A 26,008-nucleotide genomic window follows, 5' to 3' on the forward strand; every position below is an offset into this window, starting at 1 on the left:
TTGATGATTTGTAAGTTGAAAAGGGAATAAGAGAAAACCCCTTCTGATGGCCAGAAGGGGTTATGCGGTCGTCAGATACCGACGCTGACGGTCTCCGGCAGGGTACTGCCACCGTCAATCACGTTTTGCGTGCCCGTGAGGTAGCTGGACTCATCCGACGCCAGGAAGGCGGCCAGTTCACCCACTTCCAGCGGGCAGGCCAGTCGACGCAGCGGGATCGCCTTCGCCATTTCGGTCAGCACCGCTTCCGGATCGTCCGGGTTAGACTGTTGTGCAATGCTTTCCGCCATCGGGGTGCGCACGTAGCCCGGACAAATCGCATTCACGCGGATCCCCGACTGAGCATACTCCACCGCCAGCGATTTGGTCAGCCCGACAATCGCCGCCTTTGACAGCGCGTAAGCCGTTTCACCTGGATCGGCCACCATATCGCCGGTCACCGATGACATCATCACGATGCGCCCGTCCTTACGCTTAATCATCTCCGGCAGAACGGCTTTCGTCACGTTCCAGACGCCTTTAATGTTCACATCAATGTGGAAGTCGCGATCTTCGTCGCTCATGTCGAGGAAACTTCCCAGACGGCAGACGCCCGCATTGTTGACCAGAATGTCGATGCGGCCTTCCACCTCTTTCGCTTTCTTCAGCGCCGCGGCGACAGAAGCGGGATCGGTGACATCCGCAATCACCGCCGTACAGCGATGCCCGCGGCCACCCAGTTCGTCCGCCAGCTTTTCAATCTCATCGGAGATATCCAGCAAGATTAAGTTCGCCCCATGCCGGGCAAACACTTTGGCGATGCCTTCGCCAATGCCCTGTGATGCGCCCGTAATCAATGCTGTTTTGCCCGTGAGTTTACCCATTTCAATGCTCTCCTTGTGAATATGAAGTCTCACACTCCATTAACATTGAAAATACAGCAAAAAAGGATACGTGCTGAGGAACAGCTCACTAATTAAGGTAAATCTTAGATAAAAATAATCCCCGCCGGGGCGGGGACGGTATTTTTATGCTGGTCGTATCGACGTGCGTACGCAGAAAATTACAGCGCCAGCAGGCGATCCAGCGACGGTGCAAAGTAATACCCGCCGGTCACCGGTTTGGTGAAACGCAGCATGGCGTCGCGTTTTCCGTCGGTGTCGCCAAACATGCTCAGCAGTTGCTGTTCAATGTTGTGCAGACGCGCGCAGTAGGCGCAGAAATAGAGACCGTGCGTACCGCTGGCGGTGCCGTATGGCAGGCTCTGGCGAACAATTTTCAGCCCTTTGCCGTCTTCTTTCAGATCCACACGGCTCAGGTGCGACGTTACCGGGCGATCGTCGCCATCGATCTCTTCGTTGGCTTCCTTGGTACGCCCGATCATCATCTCCTGATCGTGGATACTCATACGGTTAAGCTGCTTCAGGTTATGTTCCCAGCGCTGCACAAAGACGTAGCTGCCGCCGGCGTCCACGCCGTCTTTGATGACCGCCACTTCGCGGCGCGTCTCTTCCCCTGCCGGGTTTTCCGTACCGTCGACAAAGCCGCTGAGATCACGTTCTTCCACCCAACGGAAACCGTGGATCTCTTCCTGGACCTCAATGCAGTCACCGAAGGCTTCCATCGCCGCCTGAGCGACAGAGAAGTTCACATCGTGACGCAGAGAAAGAATGTGGATCAACACGTCGTACTGTGTGGCAGGTGCCAGGCCTTTACCGTAAGGGATGAAATCCTTCAGCTCTTCGGCTCCAATCCCGCCGCTCAGGGTGCGCCAGGTATTGTTGCCGAAGGCCACAACCGCGCCCAGATGGGCGTCAGGGAATTTCGCTTCGAAAGTCGCCAGTTTATCGGCGAACGCTTTGCTGGCGCCACGCAGGGCATCAACGTCGCCTTTCACATTCGCTTCAATCCAAATCGCTGCACGGCAATGCTCTGGCAAAATGCCACTTTGAACCTGAGACATCATTCCTCCTGAAAAATGAGAATGCCACGCAATCGTGGCATTGATGGGGGCTATTTTACCCTGTTTTTCAGCGCAGCGGTTTGTTCAGACGCAAATTAACGACGCCAGATAATTTTGCTCACTTTCCAGGTTTTCAGCGTATCGTCGGAGGGCATTAACCCTTCAGGCCCCTTCCATTCACCGGTGAAAAGGTAGCTGATATGTTGGCTACCTTCCGCTTTGCACTCCACCGCGTTTTGCTCATCGCTGCCGGCAGGCTGACAATTGCCAAACGCTTTACTGTAAAGATCGCTAAACGGGGTCCCCACTTCGACGCCGGATTCAGAAGGGATATCGCTATCCAGCACCTCTATATGGCTGATGGTGCCCTGTTCGCCGTTAATCACCATCGCCACCTTGTCGCCATTCAGCGCTTCGAAAAAGCGCACCACGTTGCCGTTAGCAGTTTTCATACCGCTACGCAGTCGATAGTCGCCATCCAGCGCATCGTTGATGGCCTGCTCATTGAGCGGCGTTGATGCCGTCAGTGCGCCTACACCCTGCTCGGTCACTTCAGTCGATGAGCCAAACCAGTTCCAGGGATTAGCGGCGGACCAGTTCACAGACGAGAGCGTCGAACAGCCGGTCAGCGCCAGCGGCATCACACATAACCATAAACGCAGCGATTTCATCTCACTTCCTTTCTTTAAGAGTCAACGTTACCTGGAGTCCGGCTTCGCCAAAAAGTTCCGTTATTCTTTTTCGTTCGCAAAGCAGGCACGCAGTCGCGGGTTGGTCAGCAGCCAGAGAAGCGCCACACCGTCCATCACCACCAGCGTCAGGCCAATACCGTTAACAGGGGAGCCATTGAACCACAGAACCGGCTGCCAGCAGAGCAGAACTACCTGAGCCGCAATCAGCAGCGCGTACAGCGTATGCCATATCCCGGGAAACGCGTTGCGTCGTCCGCTCAGCAAAAACGCCAACACTGCCGGTATGCCCGGCAGCAGCCCCTGCCAAAAATTGTCGTGATCGGGATAAAACAGATTCAACAGCGCCGTGCCCTGTTCGCGCGAAGCACCAGCAATCACAAACAGCACCCAGGTCCGCGCCTGGAGCAAGAGCACAAGCCAGAATAAAAAGGGCAGACGCAAATGGCCGTGGCCGTCGTAATCTGCAGGATGAAACTCAATATTCTTCATCTTCGATCAGGCGTTTTCCCAGACACAGCACGTCGGCATGCTCATAGCCGAGTCGCTCATACATCCCCAGCACCACGTCGTTATCTTCACGCACCATGATCTGAATTTTTGGACAACCGCGTGCAATGAGCTTTTTCTCAAGCCGGTTAAGCAGCGCATTGGCGATGCCACGGCCGCGAAACTCAGGATGTACGCCCAGATAATAGGCCGACCCGCGATGCCCGTCGTAACCACCCATCACCGTCCCCACCACTTCCCCGTTCACTTCCGCAACGAGAAACAGGCTGACGTCGTGGTTCACCTTCCGCTCGATATCCATTTCAGGGTCATTCCACGGCCGCAGCAAATCGCAGCGCTCCCAGAGGGTAATCACCTCTTCGAAATCTTCCTGGCGAAAAACGCGTATCTCCATGGTATTGAGACCCTTTTCAAGGTTAAAACTCCGATTATGGCGTGAACGGCTGATTTAGCCAATATCTGACGCGAAACGGCGGAAAAAATGGCATAATGCCACCTTGTCACGTATTGAAATGAAAAGTAAAACAATTCTCAACATCAAGCGTCGTAACGGATTACGCGATACGATATAACATCAGGACTCTTTTTTTTACAACTCAGGCCGTATGAGCACTTTTAAACCACTAAAAACTCTCACATCGCGCCGCCAGGTGCTGAAAGCCGGACTGGCGGCGCTGACATTAACAGGGATGTCGACCGCCGCAGCCAAAGAAGCCCCACTGAAAACCAGTAATGGTCATAGTCAGCCTGCCACGAAAAAATCGGGCGGCAAGCGCATTGTCGTGCTGGACCCGGGCCACGGCGGTATCGACACCGGCGCCATTGGCCGCAACGGCTCCAAAGAGAAACATGTCGTGCTGGCGATTGCCAAAAATGTGCGTTCCATTTTACGCAGTCAGGGGATCGACTGCCGCCTGACGCGTTCAGGCGACACCTTTATTCCTCTGTACGATCGCGTCGAAATCGCCCACAAGCACGGCGCGGATCTGTTTATGTCCATTCACGCAGATGGTTTTACCAACCCCAGCGCCGCGGGCGCGTCGGTGTTTGCACTGTCCAATCGCGGGGCCAGTAGCGCGATGGCGAAATACCTCTCCGACCGTGAAAACCGTGCCGACGAAGTGGCCGGGAAGAAAATGACCGACAAAGACCATCTGTTACAGCAGGTTTTGTTCGATCTGGTACAAACGGATACCATTAAAAACAGCCTGACGCTGGGCTCGCATATCCTCAAGAAGATCAAACCGGTGCATAAACTGCACAGCAGGAATACGGAACAGGCGGCGTTTGTGGTGCTAAAATCACCGTCAATCCCGTCGGTCCTGGTGGAAACCTCGTTCATCACCAATCCGGAAGAGGAGCGACTGCTGGGCACCACGGCATTTCGTCAGAAGATTGCCACCGCCATCGCTAATGGTGTGATCAGCTATTTCCACTGGTTTGATAATCAGAAAGCCCATTCGAAGAAACGGTAATCATGAAACCCGATGCTCTACGCGTAAAACAGTTCCTGCTGAACCTGCAGGATGCCATTTGTCAGCGACTCACCGCTATTGACGGCGCGGAGTTTGTTGAGGATAGCTGGCAACGTGACGCGGGCGGTGGCGGACGCAGTCGGGTGCTGCGTAACGGCGGCATATTCGAACAGGCTGGCGTTAATTTTTCTCACGTACACGGTGACGCCATGCCCGCATCGGCCACAGCCCATCGCCCGGAACTGGCAGGACGCAGTTTTGAAGCGATGGGTGTGTCGCTGGTGGTCCATCCGCTCAATCCGTATATTCCCACCAGCCATGCCAACGTGCGATTTTTTATTGCTGAAAAGCCGGGTGCCGACCCGGTCTGGTGGTTTGGCGGCGGCTTCGACTTAACGCCCTGCTACGGTTTTGAAGAAGACGCCGTTCACTGGCATCGCACCGCGCGCGATCTGTGTCAGCCGTTCGGCGACGATGTCTATCCGCGTTACAAAAAGTGGTGCGATGATTATTTCTTCCTCAGGCATCGCAACGAACAGCGCGGCATCGGTGGCCTTTTCTTTGACGATCTGAACACGCCGGATTTTGACACCTGCTTCGCTTTTATGCAGGCGGTCGGTAACGGCTATACCGAGGCATATCTGCCAATCGTCGAGCGGCGTAAAACCCTGAACTGGGGTGAACGTGAGCGTAACTTCCAGCTCTATCGCCGTGGGCGTTACGTGGAGTTTAACCTGGTGTGGGATCGTGGCACCCTGTTCGGCTTACAGACCGGCGGGCGCACGGAGTCCATCCTGATGTCGATGCCGCCGCTGGTGCGCTGGGAATACGACTGGCAGCCGGAAGCCGGTAGCCCGGAAGCCGCCATCCGGCACGCCGTCGCGACGTTACATCCACTGGCGCATGCGCTGGTGCAACGTCAGCGACGGCTTCTCAGCAAACAGTTGCTGGTAGTCGGTAGCAAACTGCCCTAAATGCCAGAACCCCCACTGCATCGCCGCATCTTTGACCGTGGTACTCTGCGACCATGGGCTGATTAATTCTCTGCGTACCGCATTCAGACGGATCCGCTTCAGCCAGGCGTTCGGCCCAATCCCCAAAATAGCGTGAAACGCATTCTGCAATGTACGACGGCTGACGTGCAGTTGATTGCAAAGGTCGAGTACCGTCAGCGGTTCCGACATATTTTCCAGCACATACTCACGCGCCCTGGAGAGCAATTTGCGGTAGCCCTGATGGCTGATGCTCTCCGCCGAGTGAATAGGGTGCGCATCCTCAAGCATCATCCCCATCGCCAGCAGCAGATTATCCCCCAGTACTTTACGTACGGCGGGTTGATGAAGATTCTCCGGGTTCTCGCTAAAGGTCGCCAGCGCCTGCTGGACAAAGCCCCACAGCGCCGCTTTGTGCTGTTCTTTGACCTCCAGCGCCGACTGGTTGCGCAGCATATGCAGCACCCTTTCCGGATTATGTAAAAACTGTGCCTGGCGAGAAATCACCTCTTCCGAAATCACCACCCCGAGAATGGTGTAGTCATCCGGCGTACTCAGCTCGAATTCAGTACCGCCCGGGCGCGTCGCAATCTCGGCGCTGCCCAGACACTGTGCGCCAATAAATCCCTGTTCGCCGCGCGTGGCCGGAATGCCAAACCAGAAGGAGTTCGGCCATACAAGGCAAGACTGACGCAACGCCAGTCCGGTGTATTCACGAAAAACCTGAATATCATCAAGCAGGATTTCCGTAAATTCGCCATGAAATTTACCCGGATGCAGTTGATCGTAAATCTGCTGCCAGGCGGTGATGGTCAGGGCGTGTTCATAAACATCGGTGGTCCGCCGCTGGTGTACGTTATCCACTTCGACCTTTGGCGTGAGTTTAACGTCTTCGGGTAACGCTTCATGATAAAGATGGTGCAAACTGGCTGAACGGGTCTTTTTCATGATCTTTTATGCCGGACGCCTGGTAAGACGCCCGGCCCTCCGACAGGTTAATTTTTTAAGCGATAGCGACTACTGCGTTTACGCAACGCCCCGTCAGTAAAGAGCTGCTCCAGCGCGTTTCTGGCCTCTTCAAGCGGCCAGCCGAAGTGCGCGGCGACCTCTCCTGCCGTCATGCCCTGACGCACTGTGGCGAGCTGCGCCAGCAACGCGTCAGCGTATTCAGTCCGTACAGGTGCTTCAGGCTTCGGCGCTGTCTTCTGCTCAGGGGATTTCGACGCGCGCTTAAATCCGCCGATCAGCCACTGGGTGTCGTCTTCTGGCCGACCAATTTCTTTGCGGCTGATGACGCGGCCTGTCCGCTGTGCTGCGGCGCTTCCGGCATCCAGCGCCGCACGGCAGGCCGCCAGATCGCCTTCCACCACCAGCGTCACTTTGCCCGGATCGAGCACTTCATGACTCAGCAGGTTGACATTGGCCGCCTTCAGCATGGCATCAGACGCGTCCACAGCGGCAACCATGCCCTCCACTTCCAGTAACCCCAGTGCATTGATCATTGTTGACCTCCGTTACGCTCGCTGCACAGGGTTACGGGCGATGTCCAGAACCGCATCGGCAAAGGCATTACAGGCGGCTTTACAGGCAGCCTGGCTGCCGGTCAGAAATGCCGCCGAATAGTTGGTTTCTGACGGAGGCGGTACGTAGGTGACCAGTTGAACATCGGCGGATTTCATTGCCGCATCAATGCCATAGGTTGCTTCCAGCGGCGGCGCCACCAGATAAGCCAGCGGATCGCCCAGCGCGATCCCTGCCGTTGACGACAGATAAGAGCCGGTACGCGACACCACATGCGCCAGGAACGCGGTGTTTTCCGCATCGTTCGCCCACTGGAACGCCGCGCCGCCTTCGATATGGGCCACCATCGCATCCAGCCCGGCACGCACTTCCGCCGGGTTTGGACCGCCCAGCATGATCAATACCTCACCCGCCGTCGGCGACGGTCCGTGAGCCGCCCCGGCATACAGCGAGCGGCCGTACACCACCTCAACCATTGCCTGCTTTGTCGCTTCGTCTGCGGCAATATACGTGACGTCATCAGAATCTGCCGTGATGAGACCGAGGCTACGTATATGCGGCGGTAATTTAAGTTCACGTGCAAACCCGTCGTTCACCGAAGCAATCACGCGCATCGCGCTGACCGAGGGTCGAATCAAATCTAATGCTGGCATGCTGCCTCCTTAACGGGTCATGTTGATGCCGGATGCCTTCTGCTCCAGCATGCGTTTGGCTAAATCCACGATCACCGCTGCCGCTTCGACCGGCGGTGTACCGCCCTGGTGGATGTTGGAAATACAGGTGCGATCGGCCTCAACGGTAGTCGCCACGCGTGGGGAATAGACCGCATAACAGGAGAGACTTTCCGACTGCCCCAGTCCCGGACGCTCACCAACCAGCAGAATCACCACTTTCGCCCCGAGGATCTCACCGATCTGGTCTTCAATCTTCACGCGGCCATAGCGGACAAAGAACGGCGTGCCGACTTTTAGCCCGGCCTGCTTCAGACCGGACAGCAGCGGTGGCAGGATCTCTTCATAGTTGGCGGTGATCGCATCGGTCGAGAGACCGTCGGACACCACCACCTGCACATCCGGGCTCATCACACACTGCGATTTCAGTGCATCAATGGCTTCCTGACTCAAACGGCGGCCCATATCCGGGCGCGTCAGGTAGAGATTCTTGTCACTGATTTCCGAACGCACTTCCAGCAGTCCCTGCGCTTTCACCCACTCTTCCGGTACCTCTTTCAGTACGGTGTCTTTCGAGCGTGAGTGGTCTGCGAGAAAACGCAGTAGCGCCTGGGTACGCGGGCGCGGACCGGCACGTCCGGTGCAAACGCGTGCCGCGGTGCTACGCCGCAGTTCGGTCAGTACGTCAGCGCGATGCGGGTTCTCCACCCCAATCCAGGCTTTCGCTTCCACGGAGCCTAAATCCAGCGCGCAGCTCTCCGCTGTGGACGGCGCCGCGCACGCTGTCTGGTTGCAGGACTGCGGCGACGGGGCGGCGGTCTGCGGCTGCGTCTGTCCCATTGACGCCATTACGCTGCGTACAATTTCTTCAATCTGTTTTTGATCCATGATTTGTTATCCCCGCGTCATCAGAAGAACAGTGACGGATCGCCCGCCCGTTTGGTCAGGCGACCATTTGCCATAATGCCCATCGTTTCCAGCCAGCGTTCAAACTCCGGCGACGGACGCAGATTCAGCAACTGGCGTACGGTCGCCGTATCGTGGAACGCGGTGGTCTGGTAGTTGAGCATGATGTCGTCGCCCAGCGGTATCCCCATGATGTAGTTACAGCCCGCCGTCGCGAGCAGAATCATCAGGTTTTCGTTGAGGTTCTGATCGGCATCGGCGTGGTTGGTGTAGCAGCAGTCACAGCCCATCGAGATGCCGCTCAGCTTGCCCATAAAGTGGTCTTCCAGACCGGCGCGAATAATCTGTCGGTCGTTGTAGAGATACTCCGGCCCGATAAAGCCCACCACGGTATTCACCAGGAATGGATCGTAGTGACGCGCCAGGCCGTAATTACGTGCTTCCATCGTCACCTGGTCCGCCCCGAAGTTCGCCCCGGCGGAAAGCGCCGAGCCCTGTCCGGTTTCAAAATAGAGGCAGTTTTCCCCGGCGATCCGGTTAAACTCCGCCCCTACCGCGCGCGCTTCGTCCAGCATTGCCAGCTCTACGCCGAACTCTTTTAAGCCCTTTTCACTGCCGCAGATACTCTGGAAGATCAGTCCACCCGGCGCACCGCGACGGATCGCTTCAATCTGAGTGGTAACGTGCGCCAGCACACAGCCCTGGGTCGGGATGTTGAACTTGTCGATCACCCCATAAACCGTGTCCAGCACGCGGCTTAAGTTCTCCACGTCGTCGGTCACCGGGTTGACGCCAATCACCGCATCACCCGCACCGAATGAAAGTCCTTCGTAGATTTGCGCGGCAATACTCTGCACATCGTCACGGGTATCGTTCGGCTGCAGACGACAGCTAAAGGTGCCCGGAATACCGATCGTGGTGTTAGCCTTTTTGATTACCGGCATTTTCTTGCCACCGTAGATCAGATCTGCGTTAGAACAGATCTTCGCCACTGCCGCCACCACTTCCGAGGTCAGTCCTTTACGCGTAAAGGCAATATCATCCACCGAGGTTTCATCGCTCAGCACATACTCACGCAGCTCGCTGATGCTCCAGTTTTTGATGCGGTTATAGGCCGTTTCGTTGACGTCGTCCTGAATCAGGCGCGTGACGCAGTCCTCTTCATAGGAAATCACCGGGTTGTTGCGAATATCCGCCACCGTCATTTCCGACAACACCTGTTTCGCCGCGACACGCTCCTGCGAACTTTGCGCCGCGACGCCGGCCAGCACATCCCCCGAACGCAGTTCGTTGGCTTTTGCCAGCACCTCTTTTACATCCTTAAACTGATAAACATTGCCGAACAATGTGGTCTTTAGTTTCATAAGTCGTTCCCTCAGGAAGGAAATGCGAGTGATTTCACCGTCACCGGCACAACCGATCCGCCAAACAAAGGCGTACCAATGTCGATATAGTCGCCCGCCCGGACAATCACTTCGTCAATGACCGCCAGCGGGAGTTGCTGTAACTGTGGGCGCAACAGCATGCCCAGCGCTTTACCAAAGTCCTGCTCGGCCACCACCAGCAGGGGATGCGGATTCGGGTAACGCGCGATGAAGGCCAGCAGCGCGTCGATGACCGTAAGTAATGCGGCGTAACGCACCGGCAACGAGGCGGGAAGCGCCAGTACGTATGCGTCAGTCTGTGGATCCAGATCGAGCTGCATCAGCGCCAGTTGCCACGCGCCAACCAGATCGGCGTCATCCATCGGGATCGCCACCGGCAAATTGCGCAGCGGCAACTGAACCCCTTCCAGCCAGATGGTGCTGCCCGAAAGCGACAGCGTGTGCGCCCCCGCGCCAATCACCGTGGCGCGCACGGTCTGCGCCGGAAACTGCACGTTCATCGCACGCAGACGCGGATGCTCATGCAGCGCCGTCGCCAGCAGCGGCCCAATATCAGAAAAGCAGAACGGATCGGCAGGCAGATTGCGATAGCACTCTCCCACGCCGCCGGACAAGGTGATGACCGCCGGCTTTGCCCCCGCCGGTAATAGCCCGGTTTGCATCAGCGTTTGCGCCAGCGGCGATAACGCGCCGTCGATCACTTCGACGATCAGACTTGCCATCCGCTGCGCCACCTGCCCTAACTGCGCGACGGTCAGTGAATGGGCATCGGTACCCACACCGAACACCTCGTCAACAATCTGCTGACCGGGCTGATGGGCATGCACGACGCGCCCCTGACCATCAGTCTCCAGCAGACGTCCTCCGACGTTCAGACAGGCGGTGCCGCTCACCTTTCCGGCATCAAACAGCGCGTAGTTTGAAGTGCCACCGCCGATGTCGATGTTCAACACCCGGCACATCCGCTGTTCAGACAGGGTTTGCGCCCCAGCGCCATGACCGGCAATCACCGATTCCAGATGCGGTCCGGCACTGGCGACCACAAAGTCGCCAAGCGACTGGGAGAGCGCCATCACCGCCGGGCGCGCGTTGCGGGTCTTCGCACTCTCGCCGGTGATGATGATGGCTCCTGAATCAACCGATTCTGGCGCGATCCCCGCCGCCTGATACTGCGCGAGGATCAGCGCTTTAAGTTCGTCCTCCCGTAACCCGCCCTGCTTATCAACAGGAGTAAAGAAGACCGGGCTTTGCCAGCTAATGTCGCGTTTGATGAATTCGTAACGGGGCACCTGCGACACTGCCGCACGGTTAACCAGTTCCAGGCGCGAGAAGATCACCTGAGTGGTGGTGGTGCCGATATCGATACCGACGCTCAGTAGCTGGCGCGTGTTCACGATTGCGCCTCCACTTCCGTTTCTGCCGGAACGTTTTCATCTTTTGGCACCAGCATCATGGCCACGCCAATCGCCGTTACACCGCCAATCAATTTGCCGACAATCATCGGGAAGATCATGGCGTTCATGTTGGCCGCCGCGAAACCTAAGTGGTCACCCAGCGCGAAGGCTGCGGAGACGGCGAAGGCGCAGTTGATCACTTTGCCGCGGGTATCCATCTGCTTCATCATGCCGAACATCGGGATGTTATTCGCCAGTGTCGCCACCATGCCGCCTGCTGCCATATTGTTGATTTTCAACAGGCTACCGACGCGCATCAGCGGTTTCTCAAACCAGCGGGTCAGCAACAGCACCATCGGATAGGCCCCGAGCAGCACGCAGGAGATAGAACCGATCACTTCAATGGCGCGCATCACTTCACCGGGGGTGTCGCCTGGCGCCATGAAGATAGGGTCGAGACCGGGGATTAAGTCCCAGCCCAGCAGGAATTTAATGACCGCCGCAGCGAGACCAATGGTGATCAGCGCGACGAGGAATTTGGCGAAGATCTGGAAGCCGTTGATCATTTTTTCCGGGATGAATTTCAGCCCAAGCGCCACCAGTACGGCGACGATGATCACCGGGATCATGTTCATCAGGATCAGCGCAAAGGTAAACTCGACCGGTTGTCCGTTGATCTCAACGCCCGAGTACATGGCGACCAGACCACCGGCAATACAGCCGATAGGGATCGTGACAATGCCTGCCAGCACGCCAAGCGCCAGATAACGGCGGTCTGAAGGTTCGATAATGCCCAGCGCAACGGGGATGGAGAACACGATGGTGGGTCCCATCATTGCCCCCAGAATCAGCCCGGAATAAAGCCACGCCGCCACATCGCCGCCCGCCAGCTCTTTGGCGAGGAAGAAGCCGCCCATATCGCACGCCAGCAGCGTTCCGGCGAACATGGATGGGTTCGCGCCAAGCATTTCATACAGCGGAATAATCACCGGCCCAAGCAGTTTGGCTAACACCGGCGCCAGCGCGGTCATACCAACCATCGCCAGTCCCAGTGCGCCCATCGCCATAAACCCTTCTTCGAACTGACCGCCGGATCCCTCAATACTTTTGCCGAACTTCCCGAGGAAACGCGCCGACCCGCCGAACTGCGACAGGATCCTGTCCACGGCGGCAATCAGCATAAAGAACATCATGATGTACATGATGATTTCGTTAATTCCCATAGCCCCTACTCCCTGTCATTTGTGATTTGTAGGCCGGATAAGACGTTTACGTCGCCTCCGGCATTAACGCCGTGTTATTGCCGGATGGCGGTGCGAGCACCTTATCCGGCCTACAGGCATTACCCGGCCGCCGCGTACAACTCGATAATGTCGCGCTGCGTGGCGGTGCGTGGATTGCTGCGTATACAAATATCCTCCAGCGCGGCTTGCGCCCAGACGCTGTAGTGTTCTGGTTTTGCGCCAACATCAGCGAGCCGTTTGTTCAGGCCCACTTCCGCAATCAGTTCGCTGACGGCGGCGATAGCGTCGCGATCGTCTGCTTTCTTGTTGGTTAAAGCGCGCCCGATATGGCTGAAGCGTTCGCGACATACCATACGGTTAAAGCCCATCACCGTTGGCAGCAGCATGGCGTTCGCCTGGCCGTGCGGAATGTGCAATGTGGCGCCTGGCTGGTGCGCCATCGCATGACACAGCCCCAGCCCGGCGCTGGAAAACGCCATCCCAGCCATACAGGAAGCGAGTAGCATGCTCTCCCGCGCGGCGAGGTCATGACCGTAGCCCACCGCTTTCGGCAGCGATTTGCCAATCATTGCAATTGCGCCAATCGCCAGGCTGTCGGTAAACGGCGAGGCATTCAGCGCGCTGTATGCCTCAACTGCGTGGGTCAGCGCATCAATTCCGGTCATTGCCGTCACATGTGGCGGTACGCCTTCAGTCAGCGCGGCATCAAGGATTGCCACGTCCGGCATCAACGTAGCGTGTGCCAGCACCTGTTTGCGTCCCGTCGCCGCGTCGATAATCACCGTTACGTTAGTGGTTTCCGATCCGGTTCCGGCTGTGGTGGGGACGGCAATCAACGGCAGGCGCGGACGTAAGCTGCTGTATTCCGTCATCTGGGCCAGCGTCTGATGTGGATTGGTCACCAGCAGAGCAACCGCTTTTGCCGCGTCCAGCACCGAACCGCCACCGAAAGCCACCACGCCGTCGCATTTTGACTCGCGCAGTTGGGCGACCGCCGCGCAGACGTCGGTGATGCACGGCTCACCCATCGGACACGGCCAGACCGTCATCGCCACGCCTTTCATCGCCAGACTGCGCTCTAACGACGCGGTCATTCCCGCCTGATGCAGGAAACTGTCCACCATCACGAACAGATGGCTTAAGCCCCGCGATTGCGCTTCCTGTCCACAGGCGCTGAGCGCCCCCAGCCCGCACAGCGTGACCGGCGGTACGCTAAACGTTTTCACGCGTTGCAGATTCAGGGTATCGAATGCCTGAAAGAGCGCCGTCTGCAATTCAGCTTGCATAGATTCCCTCCGCTTTCTCTCTCCCGCTGTTAGCGATCGCCAGCGGTGTCATAAACAGACTGTGCCGGGGCAGATGTACCCGGAGTTCAGGGAAACGCTGGCGAAACAACGCCTCCACGCCAGGTTGCATACAGGAGCCACCCGCCAGCCATAAATCGGCTACCCCTTGTCCTTCGATATGACGAGCAACGATTTCCGCCATTTTTTCGTAGACCGGTTTCACCACCGGCCAGATCGCCTGGGCGTTACTGCGCTTGGTCTGCTCAGCCTCTTCCAGCGAAATACGCCGGTTGCCTGCCAGCGTCAGGGAGATGTGATGCCCTCCGGTGGCTTCGTCAGCGGAGTACGTCACCTTGCCCTGTTTGACGATGGCGATCCCGGTCGTGCCGCCACCGATATCTACGACACCGGCGTTATCCAGTTGCAGCAGATCGGCGACCGCGGTGGGTTCATCCAGCACATGACTGACCTCCAGCCCGGCAGATTCCAGCACGTTGATGGAGATGCGCGGGTCGGTGCCGGGCGGGAACGACGTCGCCGCATGGGTAAACCGACAGCCGAGCTGTTGTTCGAGCGTATCGAGATGGCGGCGCACGATAGTGACCGCACCGAAGAAATCCCAGACGATGCCGTCACGCACCACATCAGCCCAGTCAAGACACACCGCAACCGGCTGTCCGTCGCCGTCGACCGCCATCGACACCACGTCGCAGGTGCCGAGATCAACCCCCAGCCACAGCGCGGAATCACTCGCGGCAGGCGCCTGATTACACAGGTCGGCGGCTTTTTGCAGTCTTGGCGTGAGCCAGCTTTCTTCGTCGTGCGCCATCATTCATCCCTTATACAATTCGAAACGCATCCACCAAAACACAGCGACGCAGACGCACAAAGGTGCGCGCGCTGGTCACCCCTTCCCCGGTTGGCGTGGTGATGGTCATGGTGGTCCAGCCTTCACCGCCCAGCCCCAGCCCGGCAATGCACGGTCCGTTCTTGACAAAAATGCTGGTATCAATGGCGTTCGCCATCTGGTTCATGTTGTCGATATTGCGTGAGTGCATCGCGGCGGTATGGTGGCAGCCACCTTCCAGTTGTACCGCCAGCGCAATTGCCTCGTCGACGTTTGCCGCCCGTACCACCGGCAGAACCGGCATCATCAGTTCCGTGACGGCAAAGGGATGCGTGGCGGGCGTTTCCACAAACAGCAGTCGGGTTTGCGCCGGCACCTGCAGGCCAATGGCGGCGGCGATTTTTGCCGCGTCGCGTCCGACCCAGTCCCGGCTGACGGTGCCTTTGCCGCGTTCATCGATATTTTTCAGCAGTACCGACTGGAGCTGTTCGGCCTGCGCGGCGCTCAGTTTCACCGCCTGCTGGCCTTCCATCAGGCGCATCAGCTCATCCGCCACGCTGTCAACGACAATCAGTACCTTCTCATCCGCGCAAATGATGTTGTTATCAAAGGAGGCGCCTTTGACGATGGATTGTGCAGCCCGCGCCAGATCCGCCGTCTCATCGACGACCACCGGCGGGTTACCCGCTCCGGCGGCAATCAAACGTTTATTGGTATGTTTGCGGGCAGCGTCGACCACCGCTTCGCCGCCGGTGACGACCAGCAGACCAATGCCCGGGTACTTAAACAACCGCTGCGCGGTTTCGATATCCGGATTCGCGACGGTCACCAGCAGGTTTTTCGGGCCACCCGCCGCCACTACCGCCTGGTTAAGCAGCGTGATGGCGCGTTGGGAAACACGCTTCGCCGCCGGATGCGGGGCAAACACGACGCTGTTGCCCGCGGCAATCAGGCTGATGGCGTTATTTATCACCGTCGCCGCCGGGTTGGTGGAAGGGGTCACTGAGGCGACCACGCCCCACGGCGCATTTTCGATCAGCGTCAGGCCGTTATCGCCGGTCAGTACCTGCGGCGATAAACACTCGACGCCCGGTGTCCCGCGCGCCTGCGCTACGTTTTTGGCATACTTATCTTCAATGCGGCCCATGCCGGTCTCTGAGACGGCAAGCTCCGCTAATTCCTGGGCATGTTTTTCGCCCGCTTCACGAATGGCGTGAATGGCAAGCTGGCGCATCGCCACGCTCTTCAGCCCCTGCTGAGCGACTTTTGCTGCCGCCACCGCATCATCCAGGGAGGCAAAGACGCCCATTTCATGAACGGCAGTCGCGGGTTGACTGCTGTCTTTCATTTTCAGCAGTACCGCTTTCACCACCTGTTCAATATCCTGTTGATTCATGATGTTCAGTCCTATTTGTGGAATATCACCTGACCGCCAGCCACCACTTCATCGACGATACCAATCACGCACAGATCGACAGGGGACGCTTCGCTGCGATGCGCCTGGCGAGCAGAACTGCCACTAACCAGCAGCACCCACTCCCCGGTTCCCGCCCCGATGCTGTCAATGGCGACGGCACACTGCCCGTCGGGATTTCCCTGGGCATCAATCATCTCCACCATCAGCAATTTGTCGTGTGCCAGTCCCTGATGGCGTACGGTACAAACGATTTGTCCTGTGACGACTGCCAGTTTCATACCCGCCTCCGTGGGTTACATTTTTCCGGATGACGCTTCGCTTATCCGGCCTACGAGCACGAAGCAGACGTAGGCCGGATAAGGCGCGAATGCGTCGCCATCCGGCATTCAACGATTACATATTGCTGCTGTCGCCTTTGAAGCTGATCGGGAAGACTTCTTCCAGATCGCCATGCGGACGCGGGATCACGTGAACGGAGACCAGTTCGCCGATACGCTGTGCCGCTGCGGCACCGGCATCGGTTGCTGCTTTGCAGGCCGCGACATCGCCACGTACCATCGCAGTCACCAGACCGCCACCAATCTGTTTCACACCAACCAGCTTCACGCGTGCGGCTTTTACCATCGCATCAGAGGCCTCAATCAGTGCAACCAGGCCCCGGGTTTCAATCATTCCTAAAGCTTCCATTGTGTTTTCCTCTCATGGGGTCCAGAACGGGACCATTTATACAACCAGGGTTTGTGAGTCACGTTCGCGTCTCACGTCAGTCTGGCGCGGCACGGCTGCCACCAACGCCAGTTCGATAATTTCCTGTACGCTACAGCCTCGCGAAAGGTCATGAAGCGGTGCGGCAAGCCCCTGAATCAGCGGCCCGACGGCGCGATATCCACCCAGACGCTGGGCGATTTTGTAACCAATATTGCCGGCCTCCAGCGATGGAAAAACCATCACGTTGGCGTTACCGCGCAAAGGGCTGGCGGGCGCTTTTTGCGCAGCGACCTCCGGCACAAAGGCAGCGTCAAACTGCAGTTCGCCATCCACCAGTAGCGTGGGCGCACGTTCGCGAACAATCTCCGTTGCCTGCTGCACGTTAGCCACACACGGGTGACGCGCGCTGCCATTGCTTGAAAAGGACAACATCGCCACGCGCGGCTCTTCACCGGTGATGGCGCGCCAGGTATCGGCGCTGGCGATAGCAATATCCGCCAGTTGCGCCGCCGTCGGCTGCGGCACCACGCTGCAATCGGCAAACCCTAGCGCCGGTCCGACGTACTGCGGCAGCATCAGGAAAATGGACGACAGCGTTTTACAGCCCGGTTGCAGACCAATAATGCGTAAACCGGCGCGCAATACGTTGGCGGTAGAAGAGAGATTGCCGGCGATGCAGACATCCGCCTGGCCTGCGCTGACCATCGCCGCAGCAAACATCAGCGGGTCATTGAGTTTCTCAAGGGCATCCGGCGGCGTTTTCTCTCCGGCACGAGCGAGCCAGCGCTGGGCGAACGCTTCACGCATTGCCAGGTTGCTGTACGGATCGATAACCTGAATACCGTCCAGTGGCACCCGTTGTGTGAGGGCAAACTGACGCAGCGCGAACGGACTGGCCACCAGAATGGGGCGCGCCAGACCCTGCTGTTGCAGGTAGTGCGCCGCTTTCAGCACGCGTTCGTCTAACGCATCCGGGAAGACCACCCGGGCCGGGTCCTGCTGAGCGCGTTCACGGGCGCGTTCAATGATCATTGTTCACCTCCCAGTCGCTGTTGGATCTGGCTGACGGTGAGCGGATGTCTGGTGACGCACAGAATCATCATCACGTAGACCGCGCTGGAGAGACGGTTCAGCGCCTGTAAAATATCCGGGCGCAGGACGTCAAAACCGCGGGTGATGAAGACCTGGGCGGCGAGCGTTTCCGTCTCGCGAACTTTGGTGCGCAGCAAGTTGAGCAGTGCGGACTCGCGCCCGTGGCTGGCTTCCGGCACCAGGTGATCGTGGTCCAGATAGCGCAACGGCTGATGGGAAAGTCGGTGCAGATCATCTTCGTTCAGCCCAACGATGGACTGTGCCGCCAGGGGTTCATCCATCGCATCGGCGCGCATAATGTTGCCCAATCGCGAACGAATATCCGCCAGCCAGGGCTGCCACGGCTCCGCAAGTTCGATTTGCAGCCACACCGCCAGCGCGATGGTGCTGTCCAGCGCGGCGCGAAAGGCCAGACGCGGGGAACTTTTGGCAACCATTTTGTCCGCTGTCAGGTGGGTCAAGGTGTCAGGCTTTTTCGCCACCGGCTGACGACACAGCTCACAGCAGGCCTGGGGATGCGTATCGCTGCTGGTTAATCCGTGCACCGGTTGCGGCTGCTGTTGCTCATCGTCGACAAACAGACGCCCCTGCTCATCCAGAAACTTGATGCGCAGATGACGGCCTTCCAACAGTTCGCGGGCAGAGGGCGTCAGGCGCGCGTCAGCGGGGAGATGGATTTCCGCCCCTTCGCTGAGCGTATGGTTCGCTCTGAGCCATGCTTCGGTGATGAAATCTTTCATACCGATTGCCAGTTCGCAGGCCACGCAACGTACAGGAAGCGCACGGTTGACGGCGTGCCAAATTCAATGCTCGAACCTTTCGGGATAAACATGACGTCCCCGGCTTTAGCGATCATCGTTTCGCCTTCGTGGCGCACATGCAGTTCGCCATCGAGCACCATGTCAATTTCGTCGTAGTTCAGCGTCCACGGGAAGAATGCGTTATCCCACTGCATGAACCCGGCGGCCATACTGCTGCCGTCCTGCCCGGTGACGAGATCGGTCAGGCCTACGCAGTGCGGTTCTGCACCGTCGAAGCGGCCGAACTTGACGCTACTGCCGTCGATCACTTTGATGCCGCCTTTGCCGGTCACCGAGGTAAATCCCGGTTGCATCCCGCCCTGTTCAAGCGACTGTTTTTCCTTCAGCACTTTGTCCATCAACTGCGAGACCAGACTCTCAGTAAACTGCCCTTCTGGTAATTGCGCGATGATGGTTTCTCGAATGCGTTGGGTCTCAGATTTGGCCTCGTCCACATTGCACGCTGCCGTTGGCGCGGATCCCTCGCACTCCACAATCGTGACGCCCAGTAACTCCGCAACTTCTCGCGCTTCCGGAGTGATAATGCTGGCACGCAGCACCACCGACATCTCTTGTTCGCCTCGTGCGTGCGCCGCACGAATATCGTTAGCTGTGATAAGTTTTTTCACCTGCCCCTTCCTCCTTTTGGCTGAGCTCAGTCAGATAGTCCACCAGGTGCTGCACGCTTTGCGGGTCATGGCTGTTGAGCTCGAAAATCGGCTCCTGGAACCCAATCCCGCGCAGTAATTCCCGCGTCGCGGTCACGTCGGCATCCGGCATATCCGTTTTGCTGATCACGGCGATGTGTCGTTTACTGGCACCGATATCTAACAGCCCGGCAGGTAAGCGACTTTCTTTGTCATTGGCCGCATGGACGTAAATCAACGTATCAACATCCTGCAGCGTGGTAATTAAGGCGTGATACCAGCGGGGGTGACTAAAATATTCCCCCGGTGTATCGATATCGCCATTTTGATTAAATTCCACGGCCTGCGTTTTTCTGGCGAGGGAATAATTTCCCTGTAGCGCATTAAACAGCGTTGTTTTTCCCGCGCCGACAGTGCCAACAAACGCAATACGTTTCATGAGCACCTCAAATTAGCTTTTCGTCAGATCGCAGAGGGTGAAATGTAATAATCGCCCCAGCCCACTGACCGTTTGTAATAAGGCTTCTTCAACCGCGCCAACCGAGCCGTAGATCACCAGCGCGCCGCTGAATCTGTCGAGAAAACCGATATGTACGTCGGCCGCCTTCATCGCCAGATCGCCGGCAATCATGGCGGTTTCCCCCGGCGTCAGGGTCATAATGCCGATAGCGCCCGCTTCGGGAACGCCGATCTTTTTCGCCAGTTCTTCGCCCGGGTGCGCAATGAGATGCGCCAGCGTGACCTGTTTACCCGGCACAAATTCCTGAATGATGCGTTCTTTATCCATTGCTCACCGCCTGTGTTGAGACTGGGCTTATCGTGGCAATTTTTTGTCAGGGTAAATAACAAAATTCGGCAAGGTGATTTAAAAGGTGAAGTGGATCACTAATACGCAGAAAATAAAAAAGCGCGGGAGAAACCCGCGCCGAAATTAATTAAAGTGAAATTACAGCGGCTGTGTTTGTGCTTCAACTACCGCCAGCGCGACCATATTAACGATTCGGCGGACGGAGGCGATCGGCGTTAATACGTGAACCGGTTTTGCCACACCCATCAGTACCGGCCCAACAGTCACCCCTTCCGAACTGGAAACACGCAACAGGTTGTAACTAATACGCGCCGCTTCCATATTCGGCATCACCAGAATATTGGCCGAGCCTTTCAGCGGGCTGTCCGGCATCCGGTCATTACGAATGCTTTCCACCAGCGCGGCATCGCCATGCATTTCCCCGTCAATCATCAGGTCGGGCGCACGCGTTTTAATCAGCTCCAGCGCGGCGCGCATTTTGCCGGCAGACGGCCCGTTGGACGAACCAAAGTTGGAGTGGGACAGCAGCGCCACTTTCGGTTCAATACCGAAACGGCGCACGGTTTCCGCCGCCATCACGGCGATTTCCGCCAGTTCTTCCGGCGTTGGGTCATCATTCACGTACGTATCGGCGATAAAGGTGTTACCACTCGGCAGCAACAAGGCATTCATTGCGCCGGCGGTGTGTACGCCGTCACGGTAGCCAAAGACCTCTTTCACCACACTGAAATGCTCATGGTAATCGCCGATGGTGCCGCAGATCATTGCATCCGCTTCGCCACGCTGCACCATGATGGCGCCAATCACCGTGGTGTTAGCGATCACTGCACGTTGCGCCTGCTCCTGCGTTATGCCACGACGCTTCATGATCTGGTAATACTCGCTCCAGTACTCTTTGAAACGCGGATCGGATTCGTTATTCACGATCTCAAAATCGACACCCGCTTTGATCTGCAGTCCCAGCTTCTGAATGCGCATTTCAATGACGCTCGGGCGACCAATCAGGATCGGCTTCGCCAGCCCCAGCGTAATCAATTCCTGGGTCGCATGCAGAACACGCGCCTCTTCCCCTTCCGGCAGCACCACACGCTTCGGTGCTTTGCGGGCCAGCGAGAAAATCGGCTTCATGAACAGGTTGGTTTTGTAAACAAACTCGGTCAGTTTGTCGATATAGGCGTCAAAATCGCCAATCGGGCGCGTCGCCACGCCGGAATCCATCGCCGCTTTAGCGACCGCTGGCGCGATTTTAACAATCAGACGCGGGTCGAACGGTTTTGGAATGATGTATTCCGGGCCGAAGCTCAGATCCTGATCGCCATAGGCTGACGCGACCACTTCGCTCTGCTCGGCATGCGCCAGTTCGGCAATCGCGTGGACTGCTGCCAGCTTCATCTCTTCGTTGATCGCCGTCGCGCCGACATCCAGTGCGCCACGGAAAATGAACGGGAAGCACAGCACGTTGTTGACCTGGTTCGGGTAGTCGGAACGGCCGGTACAGATGATGGCGTCCGGGCGCACCGCTTTTGCCAGCGGCGGAAGAATTTCCGGTTCCGGGTTAGCCAGCGCCAGAATCATCGGCGCGCGGGCCATTTTCTTGACCATCTCCTGGGTCAGCACTTTCGGGCCGGAGCAGCCGAGGAAAATATCCGCGCCGTCAATGACGTCATCCAGCGTCCGTTTACCGTCATCGTCTACCGCGTAGGCCGCTTTGGTTTCAGCCATATTCGGCTCGCGACCTTTGTAGATAACGCCTTTGGAGTCGCAGACCACGATATTGTGCTTCTGCATTCCCAGTGCCACCAGCAGGTTCATACAGGCGATCGCCGCCGCGCCCGCGCCGGATACCACCATCCGCACGTCGGAGATATTTTTTTCCACCACCCGCAAGCCGTTGAGAATGGCGGCAGTACTGATGATCGCGGTACCGTGCTGATCGTCGTGGAACACCGGAATATTCATGCGCTCGCGCAGTTTCTGCTCAATGTAGAAACATTCCGGCGCTTTGATGTCTTCCAGGTTGATCCCGCCAAATGTCGGTTCGAGTGCGGCAACGACATTAATAAATTTGTCCGGATCGAGTTCATCGACTTCAATATCGAAGACATCAATTCCGGCAAATTTCTTAAACAGAACGCCTTTTCCTTCCATCACCGGCTTACCGGCCAGCGCGCCAATGTTGCCTAAACCCAACACCGCCGTACCGTTTGAAATCACCGCAACCAGATTGCCACGCGCCGTGTATTTGTACGCTGCCAGCGGGTCTTTTTCGATTTCAAGACAAGGTGCAGCAACGCCGGGCGAATAGGCCAGCGCCAGATCGCGCTGAGTGGCAAGAGGCTTGGTCGGAGAAACCTGGATTTTACCGGGGACCGGGAATTCGTGGAAATCAAGAGCGCTTTGTTTTAACTGGTCATCCATCTTGTTGTTCCTTTCACGTATCGATCAAAAAAGTGACGCGCAGTCTGGTGCGTCGCACATTATCACCGCACTGCGGGACGCAAACTTTGAAGGCCCCCAAACTATCACGACTTAAATAAAGAATTTGTAATCAACTCATAACAACCATGTTACCTGCTTAAGCCAGCAATACCATGCCTGTCTGCTATGCTTTTTTGTGGTGCACCTCATGAATTCCTCAGAAGTGTGAATTAAAGCACTCATCTAACACTTTACTTTTCAAGGAGTATTTCCTATGAACCAGTTAGACGGCATCAAACAATTCACCACTGTCGTGGCGGACAGCGGCGATATTGAGTCCATTCGTCATTATCAACCCCAGGATGCCACCACCAATCCTTCTCTGTTGCTGAAAGCCGCGGCGCTTGACCACTACAGCCATTTAATCGATGACGCGCTGGAATGGGGGAAAAAGCGGGGTACCACTCAGGAGCAGCAGGTCGCTGAAGCTTGCGATAAACTGGCGGTCAATTTTGGTGCGGAAATTCTGAAAAGCATTCCGGGCCGCGTGTCGACCGAAGTGGATGCCCGCCTCTCCTTCGATAAACAAAAAAGTATCGATAAAGCCCGCCACCTGGTCGACCTGTATCAACAGCAGGGCATCGAAAAATCACGTATTTTGATCAAACTCGCCTCCACCTGGGAAGGCATTCGCGCGGCACAAGAGCTCGAGAAAGAGGGAATCAACTGCAACCTGACGCTGCTGTTCTCCTTCGCTCAGGCCCGCGCCTGCGCCGAAGCGGGCGTCTTTTTGATCTCCCCGTTCGTTGGTCGCATTTACGACTGGTACCAGGCGCGCAGCCCCATGGACCCGTACGTGGTGGAAGAAGATCCGGGCGTGAAGTCGGTGCGCAATATCTACGATTACTACAAACGTCATCGCTATGACACCATCGTTATGGGCGCCAGCTTCCGCCGTACCGAACAGATCCTCGCGCTGACCGGCTGCGATCGCCTGACCATAGCCCCGAACCTGCTGAAAGAGCTGCAGGACAGCGAAGAACCGGTAATTCGCAAACTGGTGCCCTCTTCGCAGACCTTCCACCGTCCCACGCCAATGACCGAAGCCGAATTCCGCTGGGAACATAACCAGGACCCGATGGCGGTCGAAAAACTCTCTGACGGCATCCGTCAGTTCGCCGTCGACCAACGCAAACTGGAAGACCTGCTTGCCGCCAAACTCTAAATCTTGCCACGGAGAGATCTATGTCCCGTAAAGACCTTGCCAATGCCATTCGCGCGCTCAGTATGGACGCTGTTCAGAAAGCCAATTCCGGTCACCCGGGCGCACCAATGGGGATGGCAGATATTGCCGAAGTGTTATGGAACGATTTCCTTAAGCACAACCCGACCGATCCGACCTGGTACGATCGCGATCGTTTTATTCTTTCAAACGGTCACGCCTCTATGCTGCTCTATAGTCTGCTGCATCTGTCAGGCTATGACCTGCCGCTTGAGGAGTTGAAAAACTTTCGTCAGTTACACTCCAGAACGCCCGGTCACCCGGAAATCGGCTATACGCCGGGGGTGGAAACCACCACCGGACCGTTGGGCCAGGGGCTGGCGAACGCTGTCGGTCTCGCCATTGCGGAACGCACACTGGCCGCACAGTTCAACCAACCGGATCACGAGATTGTCGATCACTTCACCTATGTGTTCATGGGCGATGGCTGCCTGATGGAAGGCATTTCGCATGAGGTGTGTTCGCTGGCGGGAACGTTGGGGCTGGGCAAGCTGATTGGTTTTTACGATCACAACGGCATCTCCATTGACGGGGAAACCGAAGGCTGGTTCACCGATGATACCGCGAAACGTTTTGAAGCCTACCACTGGCATGTGGTGCATGAAATCGATGGCCACGATCCGGAAGCGGTGAAAAAAGCGATCCAGGAAGCACAAAGCGTGAAGGATAAACCGTCGTTGATCATCTGTCGTACGGTGATTGGCTTCGGTTCGCCGAACAAAGCAGGCAAAGAGGAGTCTCACGGCGCGGCGCTGGGGGAAGAAGAAGTGGCGCTGACCCGCCAGAAACTTGGCTGGCACCATCCGGCATTTGAGATCCCGAAAGAGATTTATCGCGCCTGGGACGCCCGCGAAAAAGGCGAAAAAGCGCAGCAGCAATGGAAAGAGAAGTTCGCCGCGTATAAGAAAGCACATCCGGAACTGGCTGGCGAATTTACGCGCCGCATGAGCGGTGGTCTGCCTGAAGCATGGGAAGAAACCACGCAAAAATACATTAACGAGCTACAGGCGAATCCCGCGAAAATCGCCACCCGCAAGGCATCGCAAAATACCCTTAACGTCTACGGTCCGCTCTTGCCGGAGCTGTTAGGCGGTTCGGCAGATCTGGCGCCGAGCAACCTGACAATCTGGAAAGGCTCTACCTCATTGAAAGAAGATCTGGCGGGCAATTACATTCACTACGGCGTGCGCGAATTTGGCATGACCGCCATCGCCAATGGCATCGCCCATCACGGCGGCTTCGTGCCCTATACCGCCACCTTCCTGATGTTCGTTGAATATGCGCGTAATGCGGCGCGTATGGCGGCGCTGATGAAGGCGCGACAAATCATGGTCTATACCCATGACTCCATCGGTCTGGGGGAAGATGGTCCGACCCACCAGGCGGTGGAACAGCTCGCCAGCCTGCGTCTGACGCCCAATTTCAGCACCTGGCGACCGTGCGATCAGGTTGAAGCGGCGGTGGGCTGGAAGCTGGCGGTGGAGCGACACAATGGTCCCACGGCGCTGATCCTCTCACGCCAAAATCTGGCGCAGGTTGAACGCACGCCAGAGCAGGTGAAAGAGATTGCCCGCGGCGGTTATATCCTCAAAGACAGCGGCGGCAAGCCGGATATCATCCTGATCGCCACGGGTTCCGAAATGGAAATTACCCTGCAGGCCGCGGAAAAACTAACCGGTGAAGGGCGTAACGTCCGCGTGGTATCGCTGCCCTCAACGGATATTTTCGATGCTCAGGATGAAGCGTACCGCGAATCCGTACTGCCGTCGAACGTCAGCGCTCGCGTGGCCGTCGAAGCGGGGATTGCCGATTACTGGTACAAATATGTGGGCTTAAAAGGGGCAATTGTCGGCATGACCGGATACGGTGAATCGGCGCCAGCAGAGAAGCTGTTCCCTTATTTCGGTTTTACGGTCGAGAACATTGTTGAGAAAGCCCATAAGGTTTTGAAAGTCTGATGCAGGCAACGCCGGA

General features: G+C 57.1%; 27 protein-coding genes. 4 read left to right on the forward strand and 23 right to left on the reverse strand.

Annotation, left to right across the window (positions count from 1 at the left end; all coding sequences use genetic code 11):
* Nucleotides 1-71 precede the first annotated feature (71 nt).
* From ucpA to QNN88_RS04920, 5 genes are all read right to left on the reverse strand, one after another.
* Nucleotides 72-863 carry an SDR family oxidoreductase UcpA gene (ucpA, locus tag QNN88_RS04900; protein WP_044327215.1) on the reverse strand — a complete coding sequence of 264 codons (792 nt, stop codon included), beginning with the start codon at nucleotides 861-863 and terminating at the stop codon, nucleotides 72-74.
* A gap of 179 nt (nucleotides 864-1,042) precedes the next feature.
* On the reverse strand, nucleotides 1,043-1,942 hold the full coding sequence (gene yfeX / locus QNN88_RS04905) for a porphyrinogen peroxidase (protein ID WP_414239198.1): 900 nt from the start codon (nucleotides 1,940-1,942) through the stop codon (nucleotides 1,043-1,045).
* Between the two features lie 95 nt (nucleotides 1,943-2,037).
* Nucleotides 2,038-2,613: an RpoE-regulated lipoprotein gene (locus QNN88_RS04910; RefSeq protein WP_414239199.1), complete on the reverse strand. Its 576-nt coding sequence runs from the start codon at nucleotides 2,611-2,613 to the stop codon at nucleotides 2,038-2,040.
* Between the two features lie 60 nt (nucleotides 2,614-2,673).
* Complete coding sequence (locus QNN88_RS04915; RefSeq protein WP_414239200.1) at nucleotides 2,674-3,123, reverse strand: DUF2919 domain-containing protein; 450 nt, start codon at nucleotides 3,121-3,123, stop codon at nucleotides 2,674-2,676.
* Nucleotides 3,110-3,535 (reverse strand): GNAT family acetyltransferase, encoded by a 426-nt coding sequence (locus QNN88_RS04920; RefSeq protein WP_043001859.1) that lies wholly within the window; start codon nucleotides 3,533-3,535, stop codon nucleotides 3,110-3,112. The genes QNN88_RS04915 and QNN88_RS04920 overlap by 14 nt, the downstream gene beginning before the upstream one ends.
* Nucleotides 3,536-3,746: 211 nt before the next feature.
* Between QNN88_RS04920 and amiA the strand changes: the two genes are divergently transcribed.
* A complete protein-coding gene (gene amiA, locus QNN88_RS04925) occupies nucleotides 3,747-4,616 on the forward strand; it encodes an N-acetylmuramoyl-L-alanine amidase AmiA (protein WP_414239201.1) in 870 nt (289 codons plus the stop codon).
* A 2-nt stretch (nucleotides 4,617-4,618) separates the two neighbouring features.
* Nucleotides 4,619-5,590: an oxygen-dependent coproporphyrinogen oxidase gene (hemF, locus tag QNN88_RS04930; RefSeq protein ID WP_414239202.1), complete on the forward strand. Its 972-nt coding sequence runs from the start codon at nucleotides 4,619-4,621 to the stop codon at nucleotides 5,588-5,590.
* On the opposite strand, the gene eutR is transcribed toward hemF, so the two are convergent.
* The 18 genes from eutR to maeB form a co-directional block, all read right to left on the reverse strand.
* On the reverse strand, nucleotides 5,504-6,556 hold the full coding sequence (eutR, locus tag QNN88_RS04935) for an HTH-type transcriptional regulator EutR (protein WP_414239203.1): 1,053 nt from the start codon (nucleotides 6,554-6,556) through the stop codon (nucleotides 5,504-5,506). The genes hemF and eutR overlap by 87 nt on opposite strands.
* 47 nt (nucleotides 6,557-6,603) lie before the next feature.
* Nucleotides 6,604-7,110 (reverse strand): ethanolamine utilization microcompartment protein EutK, encoded by a 507-nt coding sequence (gene eutK / locus QNN88_RS04940; protein WP_414239204.1) that lies wholly within the window; start codon nucleotides 7,108-7,110, stop codon nucleotides 6,604-6,606.
* A gap of 12 nt (nucleotides 7,111-7,122) precedes the next feature.
* Nucleotides 7,123-7,782: an ethanolamine utilization microcompartment protein EutL gene (eutL, locus tag QNN88_RS04945; protein ID WP_046484833.1), complete on the reverse strand. Its 660-nt coding sequence runs from the start codon at nucleotides 7,780-7,782 to the stop codon at nucleotides 7,123-7,125.
* Between the two features lie 9 nt (nucleotides 7,783-7,791).
* Nucleotides 7,792-8,688: an ethanolamine ammonia-lyase subunit EutC gene (gene eutC / locus QNN88_RS04950; RefSeq protein ID WP_414239205.1), complete on the reverse strand. Its 897-nt coding sequence runs from the start codon at nucleotides 8,686-8,688 to the stop codon at nucleotides 7,792-7,794.
* A 20-nt stretch (nucleotides 8,689-8,708) separates the two neighbouring features.
* On the reverse strand, nucleotides 8,709-10,070 hold the full coding sequence (eutB, locus tag QNN88_RS04955) for an ethanolamine ammonia-lyase subunit alpha (RefSeq protein ID WP_414239206.1): 1,362 nt from the start codon (nucleotides 10,068-10,070) through the stop codon (nucleotides 8,709-8,711).
* Nucleotides 10,071-10,081: 11 nt separating this feature from the next.
* A complete protein-coding gene (gene eutA / locus QNN88_RS04960; RefSeq protein WP_414239207.1) occupies nucleotides 10,082-11,485 on the reverse strand; it encodes an ethanolamine ammonia-lyase reactivating factor EutA in 1,404 nt (467 codons plus the stop codon).
* Entirely contained in the window at nucleotides 11,482-12,708 is a 1,227-nt protein-coding gene (gene eutH / locus QNN88_RS04965) for an ethanolamine utilization protein EutH (protein ID WP_414239208.1), read from the reverse strand. The genes eutA and eutH overlap by 4 nt, the downstream gene beginning before the upstream one ends.
* 119 nt (nucleotides 12,709-12,827) lie before the next feature.
* Nucleotides 12,828-14,015 (reverse strand): ethanolamine utilization ethanol dehydrogenase EutG, encoded by a 1,188-nt coding sequence (eutG, locus tag QNN88_RS04970; protein ID WP_414239209.1) that lies wholly within the window; start codon nucleotides 14,013-14,015, stop codon nucleotides 12,828-12,830.
* Nucleotides 14,005-14,844, reverse strand: coding sequence for an ethanolamine utilization protein EutJ (gene eutJ / locus QNN88_RS04975; protein ID WP_414239354.1), 840 nt, complete (start codon nucleotides 14,842-14,844; stop codon nucleotides 14,005-14,007). The genes eutG and eutJ overlap by 11 nt, the downstream gene beginning before the upstream one ends.
* A gap of 10 nt (nucleotides 14,845-14,854) precedes the next feature.
* Nucleotides 14,855-16,258 carry an aldehyde dehydrogenase family protein gene (locus QNN88_RS04980; RefSeq protein WP_414239210.1) on the reverse strand — a complete coding sequence of 468 codons (1,404 nt, stop codon included), beginning with the start codon at nucleotides 16,256-16,258 and terminating at the stop codon, nucleotides 14,855-14,857.
* 11 nt (nucleotides 16,259-16,269) lie between these two features.
* Nucleotides 16,270-16,557, reverse strand: coding sequence for an ethanolamine utilization microcompartment protein EutN (gene eutN / locus QNN88_RS04985; RefSeq protein WP_042317652.1), 288 nt, complete (start codon nucleotides 16,555-16,557; stop codon nucleotides 16,270-16,272).
* Nucleotides 16,558-16,672: 115 nt separating this feature from the next.
* A complete protein-coding gene (gene eutM, locus QNN88_RS04990; protein WP_013365323.1) occupies nucleotides 16,673-16,966 on the reverse strand; it encodes an ethanolamine utilization microcompartment protein EutM in 294 nt (97 codons plus the stop codon).
* Nucleotides 16,967-17,002: 36 nt separating this feature from the next.
* A complete protein-coding gene (pta, locus tag QNN88_RS04995; RefSeq protein WP_414239211.1) occupies nucleotides 17,003-18,019 on the reverse strand; it encodes a phosphate acetyltransferase in 1,017 nt (338 codons plus the stop codon).
* Complete coding sequence (gene eutT / locus QNN88_RS05000; RefSeq protein WP_414239212.1) at nucleotides 18,016-18,819, reverse strand: ethanolamine utilization cob(I)yrinic acid a,c-diamide adenosyltransferase EutT; 804 nt, start codon at nucleotides 18,817-18,819, stop codon at nucleotides 18,016-18,018. Before eutT ends, pta begins: the two co-directional genes overlap by 4 nt.
* Nucleotides 18,816-19,508 carry an ethanolamine utilization acetate kinase EutQ gene (gene eutQ / locus QNN88_RS05005; protein WP_414239213.1) on the reverse strand — a complete coding sequence of 231 codons (693 nt, stop codon included), beginning with the start codon at nucleotides 19,506-19,508 and terminating at the stop codon, nucleotides 18,816-18,818. Before eutQ ends, eutT begins: the two co-directional genes overlap by 4 nt.
* Nucleotides 19,486-19,965, reverse strand: coding sequence for an ethanolamine utilization acetate kinase EutP (gene eutP / locus QNN88_RS05010; RefSeq protein ID WP_414239214.1), 480 nt, complete (start codon nucleotides 19,963-19,965; stop codon nucleotides 19,486-19,488). The genes eutQ and eutP overlap by 23 nt, the downstream gene beginning before the upstream one ends.
* Before the next feature lie 12 nt (nucleotides 19,966-19,977).
* Complete coding sequence (gene eutS, locus QNN88_RS05015; RefSeq protein ID WP_042999878.1) at nucleotides 19,978-20,313, reverse strand: ethanolamine utilization microcompartment protein EutS; 336 nt, start codon at nucleotides 20,311-20,313, stop codon at nucleotides 19,978-19,980.
* 159 nt (nucleotides 20,314-20,472) lie between these two features.
* Nucleotides 20,473-22,752 carry an NADP-dependent oxaloacetate-decarboxylating malate dehydrogenase gene (maeB, locus tag QNN88_RS05020; protein ID WP_414239215.1) on the reverse strand — a complete coding sequence of 760 codons (2,280 nt, stop codon included), beginning with the start codon at nucleotides 22,750-22,752 and terminating at the stop codon, nucleotides 20,473-20,475.
* A gap of 274 nt (nucleotides 22,753-23,026) precedes the next feature.
* Here maeB and tal point away from each other — a divergent pair, with 274 nt between their 5' ends.
* Nucleotides 23,027-23,977 carry a transaldolase gene (gene tal, locus QNN88_RS05025; RefSeq protein ID WP_414239216.1) on the forward strand — a complete coding sequence of 317 codons (951 nt, stop codon included), beginning with the start codon at nucleotides 23,027-23,029 and terminating at the stop codon, nucleotides 23,975-23,977.
* A 20-nt stretch (nucleotides 23,978-23,997) separates the two neighbouring features.
* A complete protein-coding gene (tkt, locus tag QNN88_RS05030; protein ID WP_414239217.1) occupies nucleotides 23,998-25,992 on the forward strand; it encodes a transketolase in 1,995 nt (664 codons plus the stop codon).
* Nucleotides 25,993-26,008: the final 16 nt, after the last annotated feature.

Source organism: Citrobacter sp. ANG330 (assembly GCF_047467925.1).
GTDB lineage: Bacteria > Pseudomonadota > Gammaproteobacteria > Enterobacterales > Enterobacteriaceae > Citrobacter_A > Citrobacter_A amalonaticus_G.

Coding starts and splice junctions, on each gene's coding strand:
- eutC (WP_414239205.1), bottom strand. CDS start 8,688: ATGGATCAAAAACAGATTGAAGAAATTGTACGCAGCGTAATGGCGTCA.
- eutM (WP_013365323.1), bottom strand. CDS start 16,966: ATGGAAGCTTTAGGAATGATTGAAACCCGGGGCCTGGTTGCACTGATT.
- yfeX (WP_414239198.1), bottom strand. CDS start 1,942: ATGTCTCAGGTTCAAAGTGGCATTTTGCCAGAGCATTGCCGTGCAGCG.
- eutK (WP_414239204.1), bottom strand. CDS start 7,110: ATGATCAATGCACTGGGGTTACTGGAAGTGGAGGGCATGGTTGCCGCT.
- eutJ (WP_414239354.1), bottom strand. CDS start 14,844: ATGGCGCACGACGAAGAAAGCTGGCTCACGCCAAGACTGCAAAAAGCC.
- eutP (WP_414239214.1), bottom strand. CDS start 19,965: ATGAAACGTATTGCGTTTGTTGGCACTGTCGGCGCGGGAAAAACAACG.
- QNN88_RS04920 (WP_043001859.1), bottom strand. CDS start 3,535: ATGGAGATACGCGTTTTTCGCCAGGAAGATTTCGAAGAGGTGATTACC.
- pta (WP_414239211.1), bottom strand. CDS start 18,019: ATGATCATTGAACGCGCCCGTGAACGCGCTCAGCAGGACCCGGCCCGG.
- eutH (WP_414239208.1), bottom strand. CDS start 12,708: ATGGGAATTAACGAAATCATCATGTACATCATGATGTTCTTTATGCTG.
- hemF (WP_414239202.1), top strand. CDS start 4,619: ATGAAACCCGATGCTCTACGCGTAAAACAGTTCCTGCTGAACCTGCAG.
- QNN88_RS04980 (WP_414239210.1), bottom strand. CDS start 16,258: ATGAATCAACAGGATATTGAACAGGTGGTGAAAGCGGTACTGCTGAAA.
- ucpA (WP_044327215.1), bottom strand. CDS start 863: ATGGGTAAACTCACGGGCAAAACAGCATTGATTACGGGCGCATCACAG.
- amiA (WP_414239201.1), top strand. CDS start 3,747: ATGAGCACTTTTAAACCACTAAAAACTCTCACATCGCGCCGCCAGGTG.
- QNN88_RS04915 (WP_414239200.1), bottom strand. CDS start 3,123: ATGAAGAATATTGAGTTTCATCCTGCAGATTACGACGGCCACGGCCAT.
- tal (WP_414239216.1), top strand. CDS start 23,027: ATGAACCAGTTAGACGGCATCAAACAATTCACCACTGTCGTGGCGGAC.
- tkt (WP_414239217.1), top strand. CDS start 23,998: ATGTCCCGTAAAGACCTTGCCAATGCCATTCGCGCGCTCAGTATGGAC.
- eutN (WP_042317652.1), bottom strand. CDS start 16,557: ATGAAACTGGCAGTCGTCACAGGACAAATCGTTTGTACCGTACGCCAT.
- eutR (WP_414239203.1), bottom strand. CDS start 6,556: ATGAAAAAGACCCGTTCAGCCAGTTTGCACCATCTTTATCATGAAGCG.
- maeB (WP_414239215.1), bottom strand. CDS start 22,752: ATGGATGACCAGTTAAAACAAAGCGCTCTTGATTTCCACGAATTCCCG.
- eutB (WP_414239206.1), bottom strand. CDS start 10,070: ATGAAACTAAAGACCACATTGTTCGGCAATGTTTATCAGTTTAAGGAT.
- eutS (WP_042999878.1), bottom strand. CDS start 20,313: ATGGATAAAGAACGCATCATTCAGGAATTTGTGCCGGGTAAACAGGTC.
- eutT (WP_414239212.1), bottom strand. CDS start 18,819: ATGAAAGATTTCATCACCGAAGCATGGCTCAGAGCGAACCATACGCTC.
- eutL (WP_046484833.1), bottom strand. CDS start 7,782: ATGCCAGCATTAGATTTGATTCGACCCTCGGTCAGCGCGATGCGCGTG.
- eutG (WP_414239209.1), bottom strand. CDS start 14,015: ATGCAAGCTGAATTGCAGACGGCGCTCTTTCAGGCATTCGATACCCTG.
- QNN88_RS04910 (WP_414239199.1), bottom strand. CDS start 2,613: ATGAAATCGCTGCGTTTATGGTTATGTGTGATGCCGCTGGCGCTGACC.